The following is a 24,432-nucleotide window of genomic DNA, read 5'->3' as shown; positions in this document are numbered from 1 at the left end:
GCCCAGACGCATAGTCTCGACGAACCGAACGGTGACGCCATGCCTTCCGCTTTTCTTGCCGACCGCCGCCTGATCCGGGTTTCCGGCACCGGCGCCGAGGAGTTTCTGAACAATCTCATTACCACCGATGTGAAGCATCTGCCTGAAGGGGAAGCCCGCGCCTGCGCCCTTCTGACCCCTCAAGGCAAGATCCTGTTCGATTTCCTCATCGCGCGCGACGGAACGGACTATCTCATCGAGATCACCGCTTCCGAACAGGAAGCGCTGTTGCGCCGCCTGACGATGTACAAGCTGCGCGCTCCCGTCGATCTGAAAGCGGAAGCCGCCGAAGGTGTGAGCGTTTTCTGGGGGGAACAGGCACCTCAGCCGGCGTTAAGGGACGGCCGTTTCGCCAAGGCGGGGCTCGATCTGTTCCGCGTTCCGGGCGCAACTGCCGCTGGCGACGCAGCCGTCTATGATGAGCTGCGTGTCGAATACGGCATTGCCGAAGCTGGCCGCGACTATGCGCTGCAGGATGCTTTTCCGCATGACGTGCTGATGGATGTGAACGACGGGGTGTCATTCAAGAAGGGCTGCTTTGTCGGCCAGGAAGTTGTATCGCGCATGAAACATCGCGGCACGGCAAGGCGGCGTGTTGTCCTTGTTTCAGCGCAGGACGCCCTCCCCGGCAGCGGCGTGGACATTACCGCACAGGGCAAATCCGTCGGTACGCTCGGCACCGTCTGCGGCAACAAGGCACTCGCCATCGTGCGCATCGACCGCATTGCCGCGGCGCTCGCGTCCGGCACGCCGCTTCTCGCGGAAACTGTTCCCGTCGCCGTTGCCCTGCCCGCCTGGAGCGGTCTTTCCTTCCCGGCGGCCGATCCGGCGGCACAGGCGGAGGAATAGAGGTGGCCTCCGTCAAAGGCCCGCGCGCCTGGCAGCGCATGCTGTCCGGACGGCGGCTCGATCTGCTCGACCCTTCGCCGCTCGACGTGGAAATCGCCGATATTGCCCATGGGCTTGCCCGCGTTGCCCGCTGGAACGGCCAGACGCGTGGCGACCACGCCTTTTCAGTCGCTCAGCACTGCCTCATCGTCGAGACGATCTTCTGCCGCATGTGCACGGCCGCGACCCCCGATGAAATGCAAATGGCGCTTCTGCACGATGCGCCGGAATATGTGATCGGCGACATGATCTCTCCGTTCAAATCCGTGGTCGGCGGCGGTTACAAGACTGTGGAAAAGCGGCTTGAGGCCGCCGTGCATCTGCGCTTCGGCCTGCCGCCGCATGCATCGCGCGAGTTGAAGGACCGCATCAAGAAGGCCGACACGGTCGCCGCCTTTTTCGAGGCGACGGAGCTTGCCGGTTTTTCCACGGCCGAGGCGCAAAAATTTTTCGGCCTGCCACGCGGTATTACCCGCGACATGTTCGACATCACGCCGCTTCCCTCCACGGAAGCGCAAAAGCTGTTCATCCAGCGTTTTGAGGCCATCGAGGCCATGCGCGGGACGAACCCCGGGGGTGCCAAATGACGGCCATCGTGGTTTCACCGCTCGGACGGATCGCGGAAATGGCCGTGAAGCACAAGGCCCGGGAAATGGTGACATTGATCGCCAGGGAGCAGACATTTCACCGCCCCGCGGTTATTGCCGCCGAACGGCATCTGACGCTTGCGATGAACGACATCTCCTTCAAGGGCACCGGCAATCTTATCGCCCCTGACGATGCGCATGTGCTGAAGCTCATCGAGTTCGCGCATGAATGGGATCAGACGGCCCCGTTGCTTATCCATTGCTGGATGGGCGTTTCGCGCTCGCCTGCGGCTGCCGTCATCGCCGCGCTCAGTCTTTACCCTGATCAGGATGAGACTGAACTTGCGCTGCGTCTGCGCGCCGCCTCGCCCTATGCCACTCCGAATGCCCGCATCATCGCCATCGGCGACCGGCTGCTCGGCCGGAAGGGTCGTCTGGAGGCGGCTATCAAGGCGATTGGCAGGGGCGCGGACACAGATGGCAATGTGCCTTTCGTGCTGCCACTTCGCAGTTGACAACCGGTTTTGGCGGAACCCCTTCGGAACGCAGTCGTTACCAACCCTGAACGCAAATAAAATCACGGGACGATTCATGGAACAACAGGCAACGGATATCATTGTCGCATCGCAAGCGGCCGTAAGACAGGCGAGCGCACTGGCGGTGCAATATTCCTTTTCGGTGATCGGTGCACTTCTGCTGTTAATCGTCGGCTGGCTGGCCGCTGCCTTTCTTCAACGCTGGGCCTTTCAGGGCCTGTCGCGCATTCGCGGCTTCGATGCGACGCTCGCCGGATTCTTCGCGGGCGCCATTCGTTATGTCGTCCTCATTCTCGTCATCGTGATGGTGCTGGGCCAATTCGGGGTGCAGACGGCCTCAATTCTGGCGGCCCTCGGCGCCGCCGGTCTTGCCATTGGCCTCGCACTCCAGGGAACGCTGCAGAACATTGCCGCCGGCATCATGCTGCTGGTGCTGCGTCCCTTCCGGGTCGGGGAATATATCGAAACCAGCAGCGTCAGCGGGACGATCATCGAGATCGGACTGTTTGCGACCGAGCTGAAGACCAGCGACGGCCTTTACCGTCTGGCGCCCAACTCGACGCTCTGGAACGTGCCGATCACCAATTTCAGCCGCTTTCCTTCTCGCCGGCACGAATTGAGCCTGACGGTGAAAAACGATGAGAATCTCGCCGCTGCGCAGGACATGCTGATGAATGTCGTACGCTCGGAAAGCCGGGTGCTGCTTGACCCAGCCCCTGTCACCTTTGTCGATTCTGTGAGCGCCGACAGCGCCACCGTCAAGTTGCGTTACTGGGTGCGTAGCGACAGCTATTTCGTGACGACCCGCGATGTGACGAAAGCGATGAAACTCGCGTTCGACGAGCGTAAGGCGGAAGTGAGCGCACAGCCGGCCTGAGACGTCACCCCCATTTTTCTGCAAGCGCGATGGTTGCAAGAGCCGTCGCGCTTTTTCGGTGCCTCGCCCTGTAGCGCACTTGCATCCGGCTGATGCGATCTCTATAGCTTCATACGTAATGTTATTACGTAACTTGTCTTAGGAGAGAGCCGAGACAATGCAGAAGACAATCACCCGCCTCACCGGCGCTGTCGCACTTGGTTCCATGCTGTTGGCGGCGACCACGGCAATGCCTGCCGGTGGCGACAAATCCGCAGCCCACAGCCATGAGCACGGGCACGATCACGGCCATCAGATGACCGAAGCTGAAAAGCAGATCTACAAGGGTTATTTCGAGGATGCCCAGGTGAAACCACGCACACTTTCCGATTGGGAAGGTGACTGGCAATCCGTTTATCCCTACCTGCTGAACGGCTCGCTCGATCCCGTCATGGCGGAAAAGGCGGCTCATGGCGACAAGACGGCCGCCGAATACCGCGCCTATTACGAGGTCGGCTACAAGACTGACGTGAACCGTATCGTCATCAAGAGCGACAGCGTGGCGTTTTATAAAGATGGCAAACCCGCTGAAGGCACCTATGTCAGCGACGGCCACGAAATCCTGACCTACAAGAAGGGCAATCGTGGTGTCCGCTACATCTTCAAGAAAACCGGCGGCGATGAGGCCGCACCGCAATTCATCCAGTTCAGCGATCACTCCATCGCCCCGGTCAAGGCCGGCCATTACCATCTCTATTGGGGCAACGACCGCAAGGCATTGCTGGACGAAGTGACCAATTGGCCAACCTATTATCCGTTCCTGATGGACGGCGTCGATATCGTCAAGGAAATGGCGGCGCATTGAGCTATAGCAGGCTCGCGGCTTTCCGGAGCGTGAGGAATGCCGAGCAAACACGTCTTTCGCCTTCTCCCCGCCGGGGAGAAGGTCGCGGCAGCGGGTTGAGGGGGCAAGCTCTCCGCATATCTCTGCCTTCGCCCCCTGATCTGGCCCTTCGGGCCACCGTCTCCCCGGGGGAAGAAGAAAGATTCACTGCCCCATGGTGGAGCGATGCGCCCAGCCCGTCATGCGCTTTTCGAGCCAGGCCATGATGGCATACATGGCGATGCCTTCCACCGCGAGCATCAGCAGGCCGGCAAAGACCAGCGGCACATTGAACTGGCTCTGCGCCGAACTCATCATGTTGCCGAGGCCATAATTGGAGGCGACGGTTTCCGATACGACCGAGCCGACAAAGGCGAGCGTGATGGCGATTTTGAGCGAGCCGAAGAAATAGGGCATGGACCGCGGAATACCGACCTTCAACATGATGTCCATCTTCTTGGCACCGAGTGCCCGCAGCACGTCTTCGGTTTCCGGCTCAATGGTGGCAAGCCCGGTCGCCACATTAACGACGATCGGGAAGAAGGAGATCAAAAAGGCGGTCAGAACGGCGGGAACCGTGCCGATGCCGAACCAGATGACGAGGATGGGCACCAGCGCCACCTTGGGGATGGCGTTGAAACCGATCATCAGCGGATAAAGCCCGGCATAGATGGTTTTCGACCAGCCAATGAACAGGCCAATAGCAAGACCGGCGACCACGGCAAGGGCAAAGCCCAGCGTCGTCGTATAAAGTGTCTGCAGCGAGTTTTTCCAGATCGGCGACCAATATTGCATGATGGCCTGGCCCACCCTTACCGGGGATGGCAGGATCGTGGGCGGCATTTTCAGCGCATGGACGAGCAGTTCCCACACCACGAAGAGCGCCAGCGTATAAAGCCAGGGAGCGGCTTTCACCCAGTTGACGCGGGCAATCAGCGGCTTCGGCGGTTCGGCCGCCACGGTGCTTTCAACGATCGCGCTCATGCCGCCACCCTCGCCTGCGCGATTTCGCCATGCAGTTCCTGCACCATGTCGTTAAAACCCTTGTCATACATGATGTCGAGCTGGCGCGGGCGTGCAAATGGCACGCGGTGTTCGGCGAGCACCCGGCCCGGCCTCGCACTCATCACGAAAATCTTGTCGGCCAGAAATGTCGCCTCGCGCAGATCGTGGGTCACCAGGATGATCGTGACGCGCTGCGCGGCGTGCAGGTCGCGTATGACGCACCACAATTCCTCGCGGGTGAAGGCATCGAGCGCACCGAAAGGTTCGTCCAGCATCAGCAGTTCCGGTTCGTGAATCAGCGCACGGCAAAGATTGGCGCGCTGCTGCATGCCGCCGGAAAGCTGCCACGGATACTTCGAGCCAAAACCTTTCAGGCCGACGATTTCCAGAAGGCGCTCGGCTTTCGCGACATATTCCGCCTTGTGGGCGCGCAGACGACGGCGATGTTTTTCGACGATCTCCAGCGGCAGCAGGATATTTTCGAGCGTCGTGCGCCAGGGCAGCATCGTCGGGTTCTGAAACGCCATGCCGACAATGGAAACCGGCTCCGTGACCTGCCGTCCGGCGACGATGACATTCCCCTTCTGCGGAATATGCAGCCCCGTCACCAGTTTCATCAGGGTCGACTTACCGCAGCCAGACGGGCCGACCACGGCCGCGAATTCACCCTTGTCGACCGTCAGGTTCAAGCCGGAGACGGCCAGCGTGCCGGCCGACCCGCCGTAGCGCATGTCGACATTATCTATTTCCACGAGATGTGACATCGCGATCCCCATTTTCACGCTGGAACGGGCGCTTATGGCCTTCGTTACTCCCGCCGCAATTCCTTAGGCTGCCGGCCATACCCGGCGTTGCCGCTTGTTTCTTCTTCCCGAGGGGGGAAGGTGGCCCGAAGGGTCGGATGAGGGGGAAACGTCGGCGGTGGACCGAGAGCTTGCCTCCTCATCCCGCTACCGCGGACTTCTCCCCGGCGGGGAGAAGAAACCTGCGGCACCCGCTCATTTTACCCATCAGGGAAGCATGCGTTCTTCCTTGGCCGGCAGGTAGGTCGCGTCGAACACCTGCTCCGCCTTGACGTTGCCCTTCAGGCCCATGGACACCTTGAGCGTCTCCAGCGAGGCGGCAAGCCGGCTTGGCTCGACGCCGCCCATACCGTTTTCCACCACATAGGGCGTCTTGATGTTCATGCTGTTGGCCATGTTCAGGCGTTCAAGCTCAATGGCGCTGTCGAGTGTCTCGTTGCGCTTGAGAACAGCAGCCACGCCTTCTTCGGGGTTCTTGACGGAATCAGCAAAACCCTTCGCCAGCGCTTTCAGGAAACCTTTCACCGCTTCAGGGTTTTTCTCAGCGAAATCAGTGTTTACCAGCACTGCATTGCCATAGAGATTCAAGCCGTGCTCGGCCATCAGAATGGTCGAGATATCATCGTCACCGATGCCCTGCTTCTTGAGATTGAGGATCACCGAAAAGGCAAAACCGAAAACCGCATCGACATCACCCTTGGCGAGCATCGGCTCACGCACCGGGAAACCGATCGATTCGATCTTGATCTTGCCGTCATCGAGACCGGCGACCTGCTTGAAAGCCGGCCATTGCGCAAAAGCGCCATCCGGCGGCGGCGCACCGAGCTTCTTGCCTTCCAGCGATTTCGGATCGCCGGTGACGCCAAGCGACTTGCGGCCAACAACGGCAAAAGTGGGCCGCTCATAAACCATATAGACGGCCTTGACCTTCTGGCTCGGATCCTCATCGAGGAACTTCATCACCGAGTTGATGTCGCCGAAACCCATCTGGTAGGCGCCGGTCGCGACACGCGGAATGGCTTCGACCGAGCCGTTGCCGCTGTCGATGGTGACGTCGAGGCCCTCGGCCTTAAAGTACCCCTTGTCGAGTGCCAGCAGGAAACCGGCGGCCGGACCTTCGAACTTCCAGTCGAGCGTGAATTTCACCGGCGTTTCTGCCCGCGCCTCCCCCGCTGGCAGCGAAAAGCCGGCGGATACACCGATGGCGGTAATGGCCAGAGCTCTGGTCAACAACCTGCGCGTTAAAATCATCTGTTCCCCCTGATGGTTTTGTTGGATTGGTTGCATAAGACCCAATTCCGACCTCCAAGGCAAGACAAAATTGCATACAAAATAGCCGTTATTTTGTATGCTTATTTTATATGCACAATTACTCGCGAGCCAGGCAAAAAGCCGGCATTCTGCACATCGCGCATGCAACGAAGCGAGAGCAGCATCGTTCACGCAGAGAACACAGCGTTCTCATTTGCCGGGGTTGCGGATCAGGGGCAGCGTGAGACAAATAGGCCACGAACAGCAGGCGGCTACAGCGGGGGCAAGATGAATTCTGCACTGGGCATACACCACATCACGATGATCACCCGAAAGGTGCAGGCGAATGTGGATTTTTACGCCGGCTTTCTGGGCTTGCGGCTGGCCAAACGCACGGCGGGCTTCGAAGACGCCATGCAGCTTCATCTGCTCTATGGCGATGACATCGCCTCGCCCGGTTCCCTGCTGACTTTTCTGGTGTGGGAGGACGGTGGCCAAGGCCGTGTGGGTTATGGCCAGACGCTGGAAATTTCCGTGGCGATCGATCCTGCCGCCATCGGCTTCTGGCTGACGCGGGCGCTGAGATTCGGCATCCGGGCGGAAGGTCCCTCCGACGAATTCGGCGAGCCCGTCATTCGGCTGAAAGACCCTGACGGCCTGATCGTCAAGCTGGTCGGCACTCAGGCGTTTGACGATGCCACGCCGCACGTGACGAAAGACATTACCGAAGATGACGCCATTCGCCGCATCTACGGTGCAACCGTGCTGAGCGAAGTGCCGGAAGAAACCGTGGCTTTTCTCGAAAAACACTTCGGATATAGGCAGGTAAGCCAGACGGGCGCAATTCGCCGGCTCGTTTCCGGTAGCGGCGACATTATCGATGTGCGCGACGCCACGGGCTTCTGGTCCAGCGCGCCGGGCACTGGCACGGTGGATCACATAGCCTTCCGCGCAAAAGACATGGATGAGTTGAACTCGGTTCTAACCGGGCTGAAATCACTGAACTCCAGCACCACCAACGCCCATGACCGCAAATATTTCCATTCGCTCTACGTCCGCGAACCGGGCGGGGTATTGATCGAAATGGCGACCGACGGGCCGGGTATGACAGTGGACGAACCGCTGGAATGGCTCGGCGAAAAACTGTTCATCCCGCCGCTCTTCATGAAGGATGAGGCGGATGTGCGTGTCGCCCTGCCGCAATTTGCGATGCCTGGCGAAGAGCGCATCGTCTATCGCGACCTGCCCTTTGTACACCGTTTCTACACGCCCGAAGAGCCTGATGGCAGCACCATGATTCTGCTGCACGGTTCCGGCGGAAGTGAAACAAGCCTGATGCCGCTGGCGCACCGGGCAGCACCGGGCGCGACGCTTCTCGGCGTCCGCGGCCGCAGTACGGAAGAAGGGATTGCCCGGTGGTTCCGGCGTTATCCCGATTTCAGCTTCGACCAGAACGATATCGTCTCGGAAGCGGAAGCCTTCGCCGCATTCGTGGAAGGGGCAATCCGCTCCTATGGGCTCGATCGTTCGAAACTGCGGTTTATCGGCCATTCCAATGGGGCAAACTTCTATGCGGCCTTTGCCGCGCTTTATCCGGAGCTTGCCGGGGACGCCCTGCTGTACCGCCCGATGCCTGTTCTCGAAACATGGCCGGAAAGTGATCTTTCCGGCCGCAGCTTCCTGCTTGTTGCGGGAGAACGCGACAAATACCGCGACGGGGCGAGCGTGCTGCATGACAGGCTTGCGGCAAACGGCGCAAGGGTTGAGGTGGAAACGCTGGAGGATGGGCACGAACTCGGGCTCACGGATATCGAAGTGGCGCGGCGCTGGCTGGCGGATGTTCCCTGATTTTCGGGGGATGCGCATAAGCCGAGCGGATGTCGCCCATTTCTTCTCGCCCAGGGGAGAAAGTGGTCTGAAGGGTCGGTTGAGGGGGGGGGCAAGGCTCTCGGTTTATTTCTACCCTCGCCCCCTCCATCCCACTGCCGCAGACTTCTCCCCTCGGGGAGAAGACGCGGATGCGAGCGCTCGCTCCCCCCGTTACCCACAACCTCATCAACCGGGCCTTGCATAAATTCACCAAAAGGGCTTTAAAAACAGCTTCATAATTGGAGAGTCCGTTTGGAAATCCCGCTGTTTATCCTCGCCCTTGTCGCGGCCTTCATCTACACGCTGGTCGCAAGCATCCGCAATTCAAGCCGCATCAAGTCGCTCGAACGGGAGGTTCACAGCCTCAAGCGGCTGATGGCGGCGGGCGTGGCCGCTCCTGCTGCGGCACTGGCAGAAAACGCGGAAACCGCCGAAAAGACTGATTTCGCAGCAGAGACGGAAGGCCAAACGGCGCTGGAACCAGCGGGCATCCGGGATGAAGACGCCTTCGAGCGTTCAGAAGCCAGCACCGCTGCGGCGGATCAAGACGTGGCGCGCGAAGACGCTCCCGCTGCGCCACTCGCCGATGCCGTATCCGTGGCGGCTTCTGATACCGCGTCTGCTCCGGCAGCGAAAGAAAGCTTCGAAAGCCTGCTCGGCGCGCGCTGGGCGGTTTGGGCGGGCGGGCTGGCGCTGGCGCTCGGCGGCATTTTCCTCGTCAAATATTCAATCGAATCAGGCCTGCTCAGCCCGGCGGTCAGGCTGTCGCTCGCCGCCATTTTCGGCCTCTTTCTCGGGCTTGCCGGTGAAGCGATCCGCCGCAAGGCGGTGCCAGGCATCGCCACCACCTACTCCAATGCCATGATACCGGGTGTGCTCACCGCGGCCGGTGCATTGACGCTGTTCGGTGTGGTTTATGCGGCTTATGGCATCTACGACTATATCGGCCCCGGCACCGCCTTTATCCTGCTTGGCCTCGTCGCCTTCGCCACCATCGGCCTGTCGTTGTTGCACGGACAGGCGCTCGCCGGTCTCGGACTTCTCGGTTCGATGCTGACGCCGGCGCTGATTTCCGCCGAAACGCCGAATATCTGGGCGCTCTTCGTCTTCCTCACCGTCTCTTGGCTCGCAACCGCGGCAGCGGCGCGCCGGCAGGGCTGGACGGTGGTCCCGTCGCTTGCCAATACCGGACTTGGCCTCTGGGCTCTCGGATATATCGGCTTTTCGGATGCAATCAGTGCCGAACCGCCGACTCTTGCCCTGCTCATTATGCTCGCTGGCACGATCTTCCTTTGGCCCGGAAAACAGTACGACACCACGCCTCGGGAAACTGCCGAAACGGCAGCTCCCGAGCGGCGCGCGATTCGCATCATGCGGCTTTTGCTGCGCCCGTCGCTCGCCCTCAACCTCACCGTATCGATGGCGGTGATCCTGCCGGCCATCGGCTTCCTCTTTGCCGAAGGCAGCGTCGATACTCACCCGGCGCTCATCGTTTCAGCGCTTATTGCAGCTCTTGCAGCACTCGGCGCTGCCCGTCACTATGCCGTCTGGCCGGCGATAATCGCCGCGCTCGGCGCGCAGTCTGCGGTGTCGCTCATGTCGCGGCGTGGCATCGATTTTATTGGTCTCGTGAATGATACCGGCGTGACGCTTCCGCCCGTGGGCACAGGCTACGCTGCGGAAATTGCCATGGCGCTCGGCCTTGGGGCTATCTTCGTGCTGTGCGCCTTTTCCTTCCTGAAACGCAAGGGCGCAGAAGATGCGGATTTCGCCCAGCTCTGGGCTGGCATTGCCGCCCTGTTCCCTGTCTGGCTCGCGACGGCGAGCTTCGTCGAATATGGCAATCTCAGCCGCGACTGGCTGCACGCGGCCTATGGTCTCGGCCTTGGCTTCGTGCTGCTTGCCGGTGCTGAATGGCTGCACCGGCGCAACAGTGAGACCTATCGCAAGCCGCTGAACATCCTTGTGCTCGGCTCCTTCGCCGCCTTCGCGCTCTGCCTGCACACGCTGACGGAAGGGCTCGCGACGACAGTGCTGCTGTCCGTCATCGGCTTCCTTTACGTGCTGGCGAGCCGCTACCGCAACTGGGATATACTGCCCTGGGTCATGGCTGTCGCAAGTGTTGCCGTTCTTGGCCGGATCGCCTGGGAGCCGACAATCGTCGGGCCGCAAAATCTCGGCACGACGCCGGTCTTCAACGCGCTGCTGCCGGGCTATGGCATCCCTGCCTTGCTGGCCATCGTCTCCGCGTGGCTGTTGCGCGACTGGCCGGGCATGCGGATCAAGAACTTCCTGCAGGCCATCGCCAGCGTCATGGGACTTCTGGCCGTGGCCATCCTCGTTCGCCACGCAATGAATGGCGGTACGCTCGACAGCAATGTGCCGACGCTCGGCGAGCAGTCGATCTACACGCTGCTGACCATCGGCTTCTCCGGTGTCCTGATGACGCTGGATTTGAAAAGCCCCAGCCCCGTCTTCCGTTACGGCTCGATGATCGCCGGCGTCATCGCCGTCATCAACGTGCTGACGATGCATTTCTTCACGCTCAACCCCTATTTCACCGGCGAGAATACCGGCCGCATCCCGGTCCTCAACCTGCTGCTGATCGGTTACCTTTTGCCGGCATTCGCTTATGGCGGCCTCGCCTATTACGCGCGCGGAAAACGTCCGCCGCCCTATGTCAGCATGCTGGCGGTGGCGGGAGCAGCGCTCGGTTTTGCCTGGGCCACGCTTTCGGTGCGCCGTTTCTGGCAGGGCGAGAATATTGCTGACTGGAAGGGCTTTATGCAGGGCGAGACCTACAGCTATTCGGTGGTCTGGCTGCTGATTGGCGTCCTGCTGCTCGTGCTTGGCTCGCGCTTTAATGCCCGCAGCCTGCGTCTGGCATCGGCCGCCTTCGTGCTGATCTCGGTTGCCAAAGCCTTCCTGATCGACATGAGCAACCTCGAAGGCGTGCTCCGGGCGCTGTCCTTCATCGGGCTCGGCGCGGTGCTCATCGGCATCGGCCTGTTCTACCAGAAAATCCTCACCCGGAAGCCGCAGGCATGATCGCGGCGGAGGCTTTCGCGCCCCATGCGGCGCTTGCGCAGGATTTGATCCCGCACGCCGCCGATGCGGGCGACGGCTCGCATGATCTGGCCCATATTCACCGCGTCTTCCGCAATGCCATGCGCATCCATGCGGGTGAAGGCGGCGATGGCACCGTGCTGGCGGCCAGCGTGCTGCTGCATGATTGTGTGGCCGTGGAGAAAAACTCGCCCTTGCGGGCACAGGCATCACGGCTGGCGGCAGAAAAGGCTTCAGGCATTCTGGCCGGCCTCGGCTGGAAGAAACAGGATATCGACGCCGCCACGCATGCGATCATCACCCACAGCTTTTCCGCCAATATCGAGCCGCAGACACTGGAAGCGAAAATCCTTCAGGATGCCGACAGGCTGGACGCCATCGGTATGGTGGGCGCGGCGCGCTGCTTTTATATTGCCGGACGCATGGGCTCCGCACTTTACGATCCGGTCGACCCCTTGGCGAAGGAACGGCCGCTTGATGACCGCGCTTTTGCCATCGACCATTTCGAGACCAAGCTGTTCAAGCTGGCAGATGGTTTTCGCACAGAGACCGGCAGGCAGATGGCCAGAGCCCGCCATGAGCGGCTGAAACAGGTGCTGGACCTGTTTCTCGATGAAATATGAGGAAGCATGATGCGTGTGACAGAGCTTAATATCTACCCGCTGAAAAGCGCGCGCGGCATTTCCCTCTCGGACAGCGCCGTGTCGGCCGAGGGTCTGCCGGGTGACCGTCGCGCCATGCTTGTGGACCCGTCGGGCCACTTCATCACCCAGCGTGAATTGCCTGCCATTGCCACGGTTCTGGCGCGGCACGAGGACGGGGGCATGTTGCTTTCGCGCGACCAGCATGGCGAGATCGTCGCAAGACCATCCGGCGAGCGCATGGATGTGGCGGTATGGAAATCGATCGTCAGCGCCAATATGGCCGACGCTGTGACCAATGACACGCTCTCGGCATGGCTCGGACGCGAAGTGAAGCTCGCCTTTTTCGATAACGCTTCCAAACGCATCGCGAGCCTCGAGTGGACAGGCAATGAAACGCCCGTCACCTTTGCGGATGGCTACCAGATCCTTGTCACCACCACCGCCTCGCTCGCTGCGCTGAACGACAACATGCGCGAAAATGGCGAAGACGACGTTGGCATGGAGCGGTTCCGGCCCAATATCGTGCTTGAGACGGACGAACCATGGGCGGAAGACGGGTGGGCGGCCATCGAGATCGGCGGCATTCGCTTCGATCTCGTCAAACCCTGCGCCCGCTGCATCATGACCACGCAGGACCAGACGACCGGCTCCCGCGATGTGCCCTCTCCCATGAAGGCCATGGGCCGCATCCGCATGTCCGCAGACCGGCGCGTGCCCGGCCCGCTGTTCGGCTGGAACGTGACACCGCGCGGTGAAGGCAGGCTGTCTGTCGGCGACGTCGCAAAGGTGATCGAGGAAAGGCCCGAAGGCTGGGCGATCAAGAGGCGCTAAGTCAGTCCGGTTCAAACGGAATCCTCTGGGCATCAGGCAGCGCTTTAACCTGTCGTCAAACCCTCGCCCACCTCATTCCTGTGCTTGTCACAGGAATCCAGCCGATGCGCGTCTGCGCGGCGAAACAATCCCTCAGCCCAAAGACTTGGGCTGGCTGGATCTCTGTGAGAAGCACAGAGATGAGGAGGGACGGAGCACTGTGAACAAGGCAAGCTTCGAGCCTGACGCGCCGATCTCAATCTTTGTGCACCCCGGCGATACAACGCAAGGGTCATTTCACGACTTCTTCACACCGACGATCAAAAAGATCGGGCGGCGGTCTTCATGCTTCAGCTCCGGGCGCTCGGCCACCAAAGCCGGATCCGGTCGTGGTTCCGCCAGACGCGTCAGGGTGAAACCAGCAGACAGGAGGCCGTTGACGATAGCTGACACGGTGCGGTGATATTTCACCACATCGTCCGCCATCCAGTTGGAGTGGCGCACGCCCTCGTTCTGGTAGTTGTCGAGTGGCCAGTGCAGGATTTCGCCGTCCTCGCCGTAAAACCAGTCCTGTTTTTCCAGCGCCGTAAAAACGGGATGCTCGATGGAAAAAATGAAATCGCCACCCGACTTCAGCACGGCGAAAATCCTTGCGAATGCCACGTCGAGATCGCGGACGTAATGCAGGGCAAGGGAACTCAGCACCACATCGAAACTCTGCGGTGGAAAATCGATGTCTTCGATAGCGGCGCGGCGATATTCGATGCCGGGCCCACCATTGATCTCGGCGGCGCGGCGCAACATGTTCTCCGAGAGATCGACGCCGACGACATGGCGTGCGCCCTGCTCCGCGGCAAAGCGGCAATGCCAGCCGAAACCGCAACCGAGGTCGAGAAAGGACTTGTCTTTCAGCGGGGGCAGCATGGCGCGCAATTCGTGCCACTCGCCGGCCTGACGCAGACCTTCCACGGAACGCGGCATGGCGCTGTAGCGCTCGAAAAACCCGGGATCGTCGTAGATATTCTGTTTCATCGTCGCCTCTTAGGCCGCATTCCATCAATCGCATGAATAATGGCCGTCAAGAAAAGTCGCTAGTGGGGCCGGCTGACAAAAGATAATATTCATCCCATCATTGTGGAATCCGCGGCATGCTTTGCGCTTCTTTCAGAGGCGGGCGCTGCGAGGGGGGAATATTCATGTCGCAAGCCACTCGCCAGAGCATGCCCTGGCTGATTATCGCAGCCGGGTCGCTGATTGCGGTCATGACGTTCGGCCCCCGCTCCGCCATGGGCTTTTTCCAGTTGCCGATGCTGGCCGATACCGGCTGGGATCGTTCAACCTTCGGTCTTGCCATGGCGCTGCAGAACCTCTTCTGGGGTCTCGGCCAACCCTTCTTCGGCGCCATCGCCGATAAGTTCGGTACGGGCCGCGTGCTCGTGCTCGCCGGCTTTCTTTATGCGACGGGCCTCATCTGCATGTCCTTCGGCACATCGCCCTTCTGGCTGCATTTCGGCGGCGGCGTTCTCGTGGGGCTTGGCATTGCCGCAGGGTCGTTCAGCGTCATCCTTTCCGCCTTCGCCCGCCATGTCACGCCGCAGCAGCGTTCATTCGCCTTTGGTATCGGCACGGCGGCGGGTTCGGCAGGTATGTTCCTGTTTGCACCTATCAGCCAGGGGTTGATTTCCACCTATGGCTGGTCGGACAGTCTCGTCTGGCTCGCCGCCATGATGATGCTGGTGCCGCTGCTCGCCTTTTTCATGCGCGGAAACTCGTCCTCCGGCACCCAGTCGCAGGCGCAGTTCCAGCAGACCGCGGGCGAAGCGCTGAAGGAAGCGCTTGGCCACAAGAGCTATCTGCTGCTGACGACGGGCTTCTTCGTCTGTGGTTTCCAGGTGGCCTTCATCACCGCGCATTTCCCGGCCCATCTCGGCGATATCGGTATCGAACCACGCTACGCGGTGATTGCCATGGCGCTCATCGGCTTCTTCAACATCATCGGATCGCTGGCCGCCGGCGTCATCGCACAGCGTTATTCCAAGCCCTATTTCCTGGCCTATATCTATATTGCCCGTTCCGTGGTCGTGACTGCCTTTCTGCTTTTGCCGCAATCGCCGCTTTCAGTCATTCTCTTTGCTTCCGTCATGGGCATACTCTGGCTCTCCACCGTGCCGCCCACAAATGCGCTGGTGGCCATCATGTTCGGCACACGCCATCTCGGCATGCTCGGCGGCGTCGTGTTCCTCACCCACCAGATCGGCTCGTTCCTCGGCGTCTGGCTGGGCGGCTTTCTTTATGACAGGTTCGGTTCTTACGACCTCGTCTGGTGGCTTGGCGTCGGCATGGGGATTTTTGCGGCCGTCGTGCACTGGCCCATTGAAGAACGCCCCGCCCCACGGCCGGCCTTCGCCCAATAGCGATGGCCCGGAACTAACCGGCCCTGTCCAGTGCGGGCGGCGATCCCCTGCGCTCCAAAGCCTTCAGCGCCGCCTGCACGAAACCGTCGCGGGCGGCGTTTTCATTGAGCCCGCGCGGATCGTAGACATGGCGGTTGAGAAAATGGGCGGTCAGGCGAAAAGCTGCCGCAAGGCTCTCGGGATCAGCGGCTTTCGACTGGCCTTCGCCGAGAAAAGCCGGAAGCGACAGCATCCGGTCCGCATAAGGTGCTCCCGCCGTGCGGCAGACCGCCCTTCCCGTTTTCGGCGAAACATAGATGAGATCGTTGCGCAGCCCCGTCGCCGCACATTCGGTAAGATCAAGCCCGAAACCGAGATCATTCAGCACCGCCAACTCGAAGCGCACGAAAAGTTCGCCTGCATCGGCCGGGTCGTGAAGATTATCGAGAATGATATCGAGCGCCTGATAAAGATGCGGATGCGGATCGCGCTCCGGCAAAAGCCTCAGCAGCGCGCCCATGGCCTGGACGCCGTATACGGCGGTGGCCGTTTCCATCAATTGCGCCGCGCGCAGTTGCAGGGGCTCGATGCGGTATTCTCCGAGATGATCGTCAAGGCGCGCGCGCCAGACGACGTCTACCCGGTTTCCCGCCTGCAGCACCGGCTGCATGCTGCGGGAGCGCCCGGAGCGCACCATGCCGAGATGGCGGCCGCGTGTGCGGGTCATCACCTCGGCGATGACACTCGTCTCGCCATGGCGCTTTACGCCGAGAATGATCGCCTCATCCTGCCACTGCATGAAACCTGTCCGAATTTCGATTCAAGCCCGATCATAACCGATCCGGCGGCGAAACGTTATTCTTTTACGGTAACACGCGCCGCATCGACGAGGCGGAGGACGAAATCGGTGATTTCGTTTTCTCCGAAAGGCTTGCCGAGCAAGGGCGCATGCAGGAGATCTTCGGGGAATCCGGTCGTGTCGCCGTAACCGCTGACAAAACCGAAAGGAATGGACGCAGACCGCAAGTGGCGTGCAAAATCATAGCTTTTACCGTCAGAAAGGCTGACATCGAGAAGCACGCAATCGGCGCCATCCTCTTCGAGAGCCTTCCTCGCCTGCGCAAGCGTCGTGGCGATGATAACGGTCTCCACACCCATCGACTGGAGAACCGCCTCAACATCGAGCGCCACCAGATATTCATCCTCAACGATGATAACCCGTTGTGGCACCATATTTTTCTTCCTAACAAAGAGAGCCGTCAGGCTCGAAGCCGTCGTCTTCGAAACGATTCTCCAGTGAGATATCATGGGAGCAGTCGCAAATTGCGGCTCGCCCGTCATTTAAAAAAGACATGTCGGAAGATCAGATAAACGGTCTCTGCCGCTTGCCGTCGCTTTCCCAGCCCGCAACTTGCGCCAGTCCGGCGTCATCCAGCACCAGACAGCCCTTGTCCGTCCAGCGGATAAGCCCGCGATCGACGAGCTTTCTCAGCGTCTTGTTGGTGTGGACGATGGAGAGGCCGAGCGTATCGGCCACGTGCTGCTGGGTGACAGGAATCGTCGCCTCGCCCTGCAGCAGCGCGACTGCTTTCGCCCTGCTGTAAAGGAAAGCGATAAGGTAGGCCGCGCGCTCAAGCGCCGTGCGCCGGCCGATGCTGAGCAGATGACTGTCGAGCATGCGCTCTTCGCTCGCCGCAATCCATGTCAGATCATAGGCAAGCGTCGGGTGGTCGGTAAAGAGATTGTTGAGGCGCGATCGCTCAAAGACGCACAGCGTGACCGGCGACAAGGCCTCAACCGAGTGCTGCATCTCCCCCATCACCGTGCCCTGCAGGCCGACGAGGTCGCCCGGCATCACGTAATTCAGGATCTGCCGCCGGCCGTCCTCCAAAGTCTTGTAGCGAAATGCCCAGCCCGCAAGCACCGTGTAGAGGTGAGCGCTGTGCGAGCCTTCCATCAGGACGACGGAGCCGCTCTCCACCGCCAATTCCCCCGTCTTGAAACGGGACACGAAATCCAGTTCCGAAGAAGAAAAGTCCCTGAAATGCGGTAGATCGCGCAGCGGGCATTGCTGGCAGGGGGTGGTGGAAATCCCGTTCGGTTTTTTGGGTGACATGAATATCCATCATGAAAAAAGGTTGCGCCCAATTGTTTTTGGAACAACCCGTTCCAAGGATATTCGGTTCCCTGCCGGGCACAAAGACATCGCGCTCCTCCCACCGCGTTTCTGTATCCTCACAGAAACGCGGGAATGACGCGCTTTCAGCCTCGCGGGAATTCCAGCCCCATTTCGCGGAAACGCTCCGGGTCGTCGCCCCAGTTCTCGCGCACCTTGACGAACAGGAAGAGATGCACCGGCTGTTCGAGTATTTCCGAGAGTTCCTTGCGCGAGGCGGTGGAGATCGCCTTGATGGCATCGCCGTTCTTGCCGAGCGCAATCTTTTTCTGGCTGTCGCGCTCGACATAGATCACCTGCTCGATGCGCACTGAGCCATCCTTGCGCTCTTCCCACTTTTCCGTCTCGACATGCGAGGCATAGGGAAGTTCCTGGTGCAGGCGCAGGAACAGCTTTTCGCGGGTGATTTCGGCGGCAAGCTGGCGCATGGGCAGGTCGGAGATCTGGTCTTCCGGATAATACCATGGGCCTTCCGGCAATTCGGCAGCCAGATAGTTCATCAGGTCTTCACAACCGGAGCCATTGGTCGCCGAGATCATGAAGGTGCGGTCGAAGGCGACCGTCTCATTGGCGGCGGCGGCGAGCTTCAGGAGGTCTTCGCGCTTTACCTGGTCGATCTTGTTGAGGCAGAGGATTTTCTTCTGGGGGACGTCCTTCAGGCCTTCGAGAATCGCCTCAGCGTCGCCCTTCAGGCCGCGCTCGCTGTCGATCAAAAGAAGAATGAGATCGGCGTCCTTCGCGCCGCCCCAGGCGGAGGTGACCATGGCGCGGTCCAGCCGACGGCGCGGCTTGAAGATACCGGGCGTGTCCATGAACACGATCTGCGCGTTGTCGTGAATGGCGATGCCGCGCATGACCGCACGCGTCGTCTGCACCTTGTGGCTGACGATGGAAACCTTGGCGCCCACCAACCGGTTTACCAGCGTCGACTTACCGGCATTTGTAGGGCCAATGAGGGCAACGAAGCCGGAGCGGGTCGGAAGGGCATTGTCTTCGCCTGTCGAGGCGGGGTTTTCGTGATCGGTCATGATATCCATTCAAGGTCAGAGGTATTCAACATGCGGCCAGAGGGCTCGCCATGCGCTTGATAGTAAGCTGCCGTCGCCGGTCAGCTCAGTTTCAGGTAGAGCTTTTCTGCCAGACGCCTTCGCGTTCCAGCAATCTGGTTGCCGCCACCTGCTCGGCCGCGCGCTTGGAACGCTCGACGCCGGTTTCCGGCTTTACGCCGGGAATTTCGACAGTCACCGTAAAGCGGGGATCGTGATCCGGTCCGGAGCGATCGTCAACCCGGTAAGATGGGGTGACCGCAAACTTTGCGTGCGCCCATTCCTGCAGTTCCGTTTTCGCGTCACGCCGTCCGGCATCCACGCTCGTGGCACGGCCCTGCCAATATTTCAGAATGAATTTGCGCGACGCATCGAGGCCGCCATCCAGATAGATGGTGGCAATCAGGCTTTCGACGACATCGGCGCGCACGTTCAGCATCGCCTTGCCGGTGAGTTTCTTGACGTCGGATCCGGTGCGGATGAAATTGTGCAGGCCCATCTCGTCAGCGATCGACGCGCAGGATTCGGCGCTGACCAGTTGGTTCAGACGCACCGAAAGCTCACCTTCGGACGCATTGCGGAAGATGGAGAACAGAAGTTCTGCAACGCAGAGACCCAGAACGCGGTCGCCCAGAAACTCCAGACGCTCGTAATTGCCCGCCGCGGCGGAGCGGGCGCTGGCATGGGTCAAGGCCCGGTCGAGCCGGGCCTTTTCCTTGAACTCATATCCGATCAACGCTTCCAGACGGGAAATCTCGTCCGCGGAAAGCGGCTTGGTCTTGCTCATCCCACAACCTTGAACAGGCGGTCCCAACGCATGTTGGCCGGCCATTCCCAAATGCGGCTGAACGGCGTGTCGTTGCCCAAAGAGAAGAAGATGACGCTGGCGCGGCCAATCAGGTTTTCTTCCGGCACGAAACCGACATCGAAGCGGCTATCCAGCGAATTGTCTCTGTTGTCGCCCATCATGAAATAATGGCCTTCGGGGACCACGAATTCGCGGGTGTTGTCGCCGCGCGAGTCGGGCGACTGATCGAGCGTGTCGTAGGTAACGCCATTGTCAAGCGTTTCGCGGAAAACGGGTACGTTGGCGCCCGGATCGGCGCGATAATCCGACGTGAAGGTGCCGTCGGGCTGCTTGGGCACCGGCTGGCCGTTGATGAACAGCACGCCGTTCCTGACCTGAATTCGGTCGCCCGGCAGGCCGACCAGACGCTTGATGTAATCCACTTCAGGATTGGGCGGCAGGCGGAAGACCACGACATCGCCGCGCTTCGGCTTGCTGAACTCCAGAATGCGGCCCGAAAACAGGTTCGGCGAGAAAGGCAGCGAATATTTAGAATAGCCGTAGGAGAATTTGTTGACGAAAAGATAGTCGCCGACCAGCAGCGTCGGCATCATCGAGCCCGACGGGATGGTAAAGGGCTGAAACAGCACGGTGCGGATGACCATCGCCAGCAGCAGCGCCTGAATGATGACCTTGACGTTCTCCCAAAGGGCGTTCTGCTTCTTTTCCGCTTTTTCCGACACTTAAAGACCTGCCTGATTGTTTCCCGGCTTCTTCGATCCAAGAAGCTGACGGGCCGTTGCTTATCGCGCCTGCGGCGGGTGATGCTGTTTCACGCGGCCCGCAACGCTTTCATATTTCTGCGACTTCTCTAGAACCTTTCCAGCCCGAAGGGAAGCGCTTCTGTGACAGCCGTGCAAATAGAGCGCGCCCAACGGTGCCCCAGGCCTCAATCGATCACGGGAAGCGCCTCGATGATCACAAATGCCTGAGCGTAAGGGTGGTCATCCGTGATCGTCAGGTGAATATTGGCGCGATGGCCTGCGGGCAGCATGGCCGCCAGTCGCTCCCCTGCCCCGTTTGTCAGCACCATGGTGGGCTTGCCGCCCGGAAGGTTGACGACGCCCATGTCCTTCCAGAAAACGCCGTTCGCAAGGCCGGTGCCAAGCGCCTTGGAACAGGCCTCCTTGGCGGCGAAACGCTTGGCATAGGACGCGGCGCGGTTCTTGCGGCCATCGGATTTGGCGCGCTCGATTTCGGTGAAACACCGATGGGTGAAACGCTCGCCGAAGCGCTCGATCGATTTTTCAACGCGCCGGATGTCTATCAGGTCGCTTCCCAATCCAATGATCATTTCAACATCTCCAGAGAAGCATTCTTGTTGGCGGCGCGATGCGCGAGATTTTCCATCTTGCGGCGCTGAAAACCGTTGATGAGCCCATAAACGGCGATATAGGCGATGACCGCGCTGATGATGGCTGGCGGAACCGCACCAATGGTCATGGGTTCCAGTACCGGCGTCCATATCTGCCGGAATTCAAGATGGCTAAACAGCGCCACGAAATCCACATGCGCAGCACTTTCCGACGTCTTTCGCCCGAGAATGACATGTCCCAGCTCCCAGGTGGAGGCCCAGATGAAAGGAAATGTCAGCGGATTGGCGAAAGTCGTACCGAGTGCCGCCGCCACGAGGTTGACGCGCATGAGGAAACCGAGCGCCATGGCAATGATGATGTGAACACCGAGAAACGGCATCCACGCCACACCCACACCGATGGCGACACCGGCGGCAATGGAATGGGGAGAGGCGGAAAGCCTGAGCAGGCGCAACTTCATATAGCGCAACGAACGGGAAAAACCCGTTCGCGGCCAGAAGAGGTCGCGAATCTTCTCTGAAAAACCAAGGGGTTCACGGCGGCGAAACGGCATGGGGGCAGTCTATTTCATCACCCCGGCCGAGCCAAGAGCGTGGTAGGCAACAAAGAACTTTTGCCCGGTTATCCCACGCTGATCATTGCAGATGCAGCATACCCAATCAGTCACACTGGACAGCGGCATGGAGGAGACGCGCTGAGGCGCGTATCTCCTGGGCTTGCGGTGCACAGGAAAACACAGGCCATTACCGCCGCGCTATCCGTGTCCATACGCATGGCGATTGGCTGCCATGCGCTCAGCGCATTACCGGCGGAACAGGCCGCGGTCGATTTCGCGCTGACGGAACTCGAGGTCGACATTCGATACCGAGCCGCTGAGATATTCGAATTCGCGTTCCTGGGTGGTCTTGCCACGAACGGCGCGAGCGATCTTGCGAAGCGGAGTAAACATGATTTTCGGTCCTTTCGGTTTGGAACGGGCGTTTCTCATCGGTGTTCATCCACCGGCACGCCGCGTTTCCTTCTCTTCAATTTCTGAGAGGAAAATAGTCGCAAACCGCATTAACCACCAGAGACAGGAAAAGGCCGCTGCCATGCACAGAACGCATAACAGCGGCCTTCCGCTATCTCAAAGGCATCAAAAATGCCTCAATCAAAGGCACGCGTGACCGTGGAGACGCAATCCAGATCCTTGAGCTGCGACAGAAGCTGGTTCAGCTGCCTGAGATCCCAGACTTCCACGTCCAGCGCCAACTCGGAGAAGTCAGTACCGATGCGGACCATGTTCAGCCCGCGAATATTGACGTCGAGCGTTGCGATCGACTGCGCCACCGAGGCAAGCGTGCCCGGCTCGTTCAACGCATTGATCATCACCCGCGCCATGAAGCGCGACTTGTTCGCTTCGTCCAGATCCCACCGCACATCGATCCAGCGTTCCGGCTCGTCATCGAAGCGCTGAAGCGCCGGCGCCTGGATTGGATAGATGGTGATGCCCTTGCCCTTTTCCATGATGCCGACGATGCGGTCCCCCGGAACGGCGCCGGCCGGCCCGAAATGCACGTCGACATTGCCGGAAAGGCCACGAATGGGCAGCGGGTCAGGCCCGTCGAGCATTTCGGCCGCACCGTCATCCTCCAGCGCCGAACGGGACTTGCCCGGTATCTTGAAGACCATGCCCGAGGCGCTGCGCATGTTGAACCAGCCGTCGTCACCGGTCATCTTCACCGTCACGCGCTCGTCCTGATAATCCGGGAATACCGCGCGCAGCACATCGAGCGAGGAAACCTCGCCACGGCCGACGGCCGCGATGGCGTCCTCGACATCCTTCTGCGCCAGCCGATGCAGGACCGGCTTCAGCGCCTCCTTGGAGAAGGCCTTGCCGGCGCGTTCGAAGGTGCGCTCGAGAATGCGATAACCAAGGCCGGAATATTGTTTGCGGATGGCCATACGGGTGGCGCGGCGAATGGCCGAGCGGGCCTTGCCCGTCACCACTACCTCTTCCCATGCGGCGGGCGGCACCTGCACGCCGGAGCGGATGATCTCCACCTCGTCGCCATTGTTCAGCCGGGTGACGAGCGGCATGATCCGGCCGTTGATCTTGGCGCCAACGGTGGTGTCGCCGATATTGGTGTGCACCGCATAGGCAAAATCGATGGGCGTCGCGCCGCGCGGCAGGGCAATCAGCTTGCCCTTGGGCGTGAAGCAGAACACCTGATCCTGAAAGAGTTCCAGCTTGGTATGCTCAAGGAATTCTTCCGGGCTGTCGCCTTCCGCCAGCGATTCGATGGTGTGGCGCAGCCAGGAATAGGCGTTGCTTTCCGGCGAAAGCAGATCGCCCTCCCCGTTTTCGCCGTCCTTGTAGAGCGCGTGGGCGGCAATGCCGAATTCGGCGATCTCATGCATGCGCTTGGTGCGGATCTGCAGCTCGATACGCTGACGCGACGGGCCAACGATGGTGGTGTGGATGGACCGATAGTCGTTCTGCTTCGGCGTGGAGATGTAATCCTTGAAGCGGCCCGGCACCACACGCCAGCGTGTGTGCACGATGCCGAGCGCCCGATAGCAGGAGGGAATGTCGTCGACCAGAATGCGGAAACCGTAGACGTCAGACAGCTGCTCGAAAGAGAGCGACTTCGACTGCATCTTGCGAAACACCGAATAAGGCTTTTTCTGCCGACCCTTGACGCCCGCGCCGATGAGGCCGTTCGCCACGAGCAATTCACGCAGCTCGTCCTCGATCTTCTTGATGAGGCCTTCATTGCGCGTTTCCAGTTCCTGCAAACGGTTTGTCACCGTCTCATAGGCTTCCGGATTGAGATAACGGAAGGACAGGTCCTCCAGCTCGTCGCGCATGTCCTGCATGCCCATGCGGCCGGCGAGCGGCGCATAGATTTCCATGGTTTCCTCGGAAATGCGGCTGCGCTTGTCTGCCGGCATGTATTCCATGGTACGCATGTTGTGCAGGCGATCGGCGAGCTTCACCAGGAGGACGCGCACGTCATCGGAAATGGCGAGCAGCAGCTTGCGCAGGTTCTCCGCCTGTTTCGCCTTGCGGGTTACGAGATCAAGCTTCTTGAGCTTGGTAAGCCCTTCCACCAGCCGGCCGATGTCTTCGCCGAATAATTCGTCGATTTCAGCGCGAGTTGCGGTGGTGTCCTCGATCGTATCGTGCAGCAACGCCACCGCGATGGTCGATTCGTCGAGATGCATTTCGGTGAGGATTGCGGCAACTTCCAGCGGATGGGAGATGTAGGGGTCGCCATTGGCCCGCTTCTGCTGGCCGTGTTTCTGCATCGCGTAAACATAGGCCTTGTTCAGCAGGGCCTCATTCGCATCCGGTTTATATTTTTGAACCCGCTCAACGAGTTCGTATTGCCGCATCATGCGATATTCCACAAAAAGAAAGCGCGCCAACCTTGG

24 protein-coding genes are annotated in these 24,432 nt (G+C 60.2%); 10 read left to right on the top strand and 14 right to left on the bottom strand.

What is annotated here, in order from left to right; all coding sequences use genetic code 11:
• The first annotated feature begins 39 nt into the window (after positions 1-39).
• The 5 genes from ygfZ to AGR2A_RS06775 all read left to right on the top strand — a co-directional run bounded on the left by ygfZ (position 40) and on the right by AGR2A_RS06775 (position 3,771).
• Positions 40-888, top strand: a complete 849-nt coding sequence (gene ygfZ, locus AGR2A_RS06795; RefSeq protein ID WP_072494233.1) for a CAF17-like 4Fe-4S cluster assembly/insertion protein YgfZ — start codon at positions 40-42, stop codon at positions 886-888.
• Positions 889-890: 2 nt separating this feature from the next.
• The gene (locus AGR2A_RS06790; protein WP_006699404.1) at positions 891-1,514 is read left to right on the top strand and encodes a YfbR-like 5'-deoxynucleotidase; all 624 of its coding nucleotides are present in this window, start codon (positions 891-893) and stop codon (positions 1,512-1,514) included.
• A complete protein-coding gene (locus tag AGR2A_RS06785; RefSeq protein ID WP_004440958.1) occupies positions 1,511-2,029 on the top strand; it encodes a tyrosine phosphatase family protein in 519 nt (172 codons plus the stop codon). Before AGR2A_RS06790 ends, AGR2A_RS06785 begins: the two co-directional genes overlap by 4 nt.
• A 76-nt stretch (positions 2,030-2,105) precedes the next feature.
• On the top strand, positions 2,106-2,927 hold the full coding sequence (locus AGR2A_RS06780; RefSeq protein WP_072494232.1) for a mechanosensitive ion channel family protein: 822 nt from the start codon (positions 2,106-2,108) through the stop codon (positions 2,925-2,927).
• 157 nt (positions 2,928-3,084) lie between these two features.
• Positions 3,085-3,771, top strand: coding sequence for a ZinT family metal-binding protein (locus AGR2A_RS06775; protein ID WP_072494231.1), 687 nt, complete (start codon positions 3,085-3,087; stop codon positions 3,769-3,771).
• Between the two features lie 183 nt (positions 3,772-3,954).
• On the opposite strand, the gene AGR2A_RS06770 is transcribed toward AGR2A_RS06775, so the two are convergent.
• The 3 genes from AGR2A_RS06770 to AGR2A_RS06760 form a co-directional block, all read right to left on the bottom strand.
• Positions 3,955-4,773, bottom strand: a complete 819-nt coding sequence (locus tag AGR2A_RS06770; protein ID WP_004440949.1) for an ABC transporter permease — start codon at positions 4,771-4,773, stop codon at positions 3,955-3,957.
• Entirely contained in the window at positions 4,770-5,558 is a 789-nt protein-coding gene (locus AGR2A_RS06765; RefSeq protein WP_004440947.1) for an ABC transporter ATP-binding protein, read from the bottom strand. Before AGR2A_RS06765 ends, AGR2A_RS06770 begins: the two co-directional genes overlap by 4 nt.
• A 246-nt stretch (positions 5,559-5,804) precedes the next feature.
• Positions 5,805-6,848, bottom strand: a complete 1,044-nt coding sequence (locus AGR2A_RS06760) for an ABC transporter substrate-binding protein (protein WP_072494230.1) — start codon at positions 6,846-6,848, stop codon at positions 5,805-5,807.
• Positions 6,849-7,136: 288 nt separating this feature from the next.
• On the opposite strand from AGR2A_RS06760, the gene AGR2A_RS06755 reads away from it, so the two are divergent.
• The 4 genes from AGR2A_RS06755 to AGR2A_RS06740 all read left to right on the top strand — a co-directional run bounded on the left by AGR2A_RS06755 (position 7,137) and on the right by AGR2A_RS06740 (position 13,258).
• Positions 7,137-8,696 carry a VOC family protein gene (locus AGR2A_RS06755; protein ID WP_072528698.1) on the top strand — a complete coding sequence of 520 codons (1,560 nt, stop codon included), beginning with the start codon at positions 7,137-7,139 and terminating at the stop codon, positions 8,694-8,696.
• Positions 8,697-8,969: 273 nt separating this feature from the next.
• Positions 8,970-11,765 (top strand): DUF2339 domain-containing protein, encoded by a 2,796-nt coding sequence (locus AGR2A_RS06750; RefSeq protein ID WP_072494229.1) that lies wholly within the window; start codon positions 8,970-8,972, stop codon positions 11,763-11,765.
• Entirely contained in the window at positions 11,762-12,406 is a 645-nt protein-coding gene (locus AGR2A_RS06745) for an HD domain-containing protein (protein WP_022555905.1), read from the top strand. The genes AGR2A_RS06750 and AGR2A_RS06745 overlap by 4 nt, the downstream gene beginning before the upstream one ends.
• Before the next feature lie 9 nt (positions 12,407-12,415).
• Positions 12,416-13,258 carry an MOSC domain-containing protein gene (locus AGR2A_RS06740; RefSeq protein ID WP_072494894.1) on the top strand — a complete coding sequence of 281 codons (843 nt, stop codon included), beginning with the start codon at positions 12,416-12,418 and terminating at the stop codon, positions 13,256-13,258.
• A gap of 276 nt (positions 13,259-13,534) precedes the next feature.
• On the opposite strand, the gene AGR2A_RS06730 is transcribed toward AGR2A_RS06740, so the two are convergent.
• Entirely contained in the window at positions 13,535-14,269 is a 735-nt protein-coding gene (locus tag AGR2A_RS06730) for a class I SAM-dependent methyltransferase (protein ID WP_022555903.1), read from the bottom strand.
• A 164-nt stretch (positions 14,270-14,433) separates the two neighbouring features.
• Here AGR2A_RS06730 and AGR2A_RS06725 point away from each other — a divergent pair, with 164 nt between their 5' ends.
• On the top strand, positions 14,434-15,651 hold the full coding sequence (locus AGR2A_RS06725; protein ID WP_072494228.1) for an MFS transporter: 1,218 nt from the start codon (positions 14,434-14,436) through the stop codon (positions 15,649-15,651).
• 13 nt (positions 15,652-15,664) lie between these two features.
• On the opposite strand, the gene recO is transcribed toward AGR2A_RS06725, so the two are convergent.
• The 10 genes from recO to AGR2A_RS06670 form a co-directional block, all read right to left on the bottom strand.
• On the bottom strand, positions 15,665-16,429 hold the full coding sequence (gene recO, locus AGR2A_RS06720; RefSeq protein WP_006699397.1) for a DNA repair protein RecO: 765 nt from the start codon (positions 16,427-16,429) through the stop codon (positions 15,665-15,667).
• A gap of 56 nt (positions 16,430-16,485) precedes the next feature.
• On the bottom strand, positions 16,486-16,863 hold the full coding sequence (locus AGR2A_RS06715) for a response regulator (protein ID WP_004440922.1): 378 nt from the start codon (positions 16,861-16,863) through the stop codon (positions 16,486-16,488).
• 130 nt (positions 16,864-16,993) lie between these two features.
• Positions 16,994-17,746, bottom strand: a complete 753-nt coding sequence (locus tag AGR2A_RS06710) for a Crp/Fnr family transcriptional regulator (RefSeq protein ID WP_072494227.1) — start codon at positions 17,744-17,746, stop codon at positions 16,994-16,996.
• A gap of 146 nt (positions 17,747-17,892) precedes the next feature.
• The gene (era, locus tag AGR2A_RS06705; protein ID WP_022555902.1) at positions 17,893-18,843 is read right to left on the bottom strand and encodes a GTPase Era; all 951 of its coding nucleotides are present in this window, start codon (positions 18,841-18,843) and stop codon (positions 17,893-17,895) included.
• Between the two features lie 82 nt (positions 18,844-18,925).
• Complete coding sequence (gene rnc, locus AGR2A_RS06700) at positions 18,926-19,639, bottom strand: ribonuclease III (RefSeq protein WP_004440914.1); 714 nt, start codon at positions 19,637-19,639, stop codon at positions 18,926-18,928.
• A complete protein-coding gene (gene lepB, locus AGR2A_RS06695) occupies positions 19,636-20,382 on the bottom strand; it encodes a signal peptidase I (RefSeq protein ID WP_072494226.1) in 747 nt (248 codons plus the stop codon). The genes rnc and lepB overlap by 4 nt, the downstream gene beginning before the upstream one ends.
• 206 nt (positions 20,383-20,588) lie before the next feature.
• Positions 20,589-20,993 carry a holo-ACP synthase gene (gene acpS / locus AGR2A_RS06690; RefSeq protein WP_072494225.1) on the bottom strand — a complete coding sequence of 135 codons (405 nt, stop codon included), beginning with the start codon at positions 20,991-20,993 and terminating at the stop codon, positions 20,589-20,591.
• A complete protein-coding gene (locus AGR2A_RS06685; RefSeq protein ID WP_006699396.1) occupies positions 20,990-21,568 on the bottom strand; it encodes a DUF2062 domain-containing protein in 579 nt (192 codons plus the stop codon). Before AGR2A_RS06685 ends, acpS begins: the two co-directional genes overlap by 4 nt.
• Positions 21,569-21,817: 249 nt before the next feature.
• On the bottom strand, positions 21,818-21,964 hold the full coding sequence (locus AGR2A_RS06680; protein ID WP_003496944.1) for a hypothetical protein: 147 nt from the start codon (positions 21,962-21,964) through the stop codon (positions 21,818-21,820).
• A gap of 197 nt (positions 21,965-22,161) precedes the next feature.
• A complete protein-coding gene (locus AGR2A_RS06670) occupies positions 22,162-24,396 on the bottom strand; it encodes a RelA/SpoT family protein (protein ID WP_004440906.1) in 2,235 nt (744 codons plus the stop codon).
• Positions 24,397-24,432: the final 36 nt, after the last annotated feature.

Origin of the sequence: Agrobacterium genomosp. 2 str. CFBP 5494 (assembly GCF_900013495.1) — a bacterium.
Lineage (GTDB): Bacteria > Pseudomonadota > Alphaproteobacteria > Rhizobiales > Rhizobiaceae > Agrobacterium > Agrobacterium pusense.
This window is presented reverse-complemented; position numbering and strand designations above follow the sequence as displayed.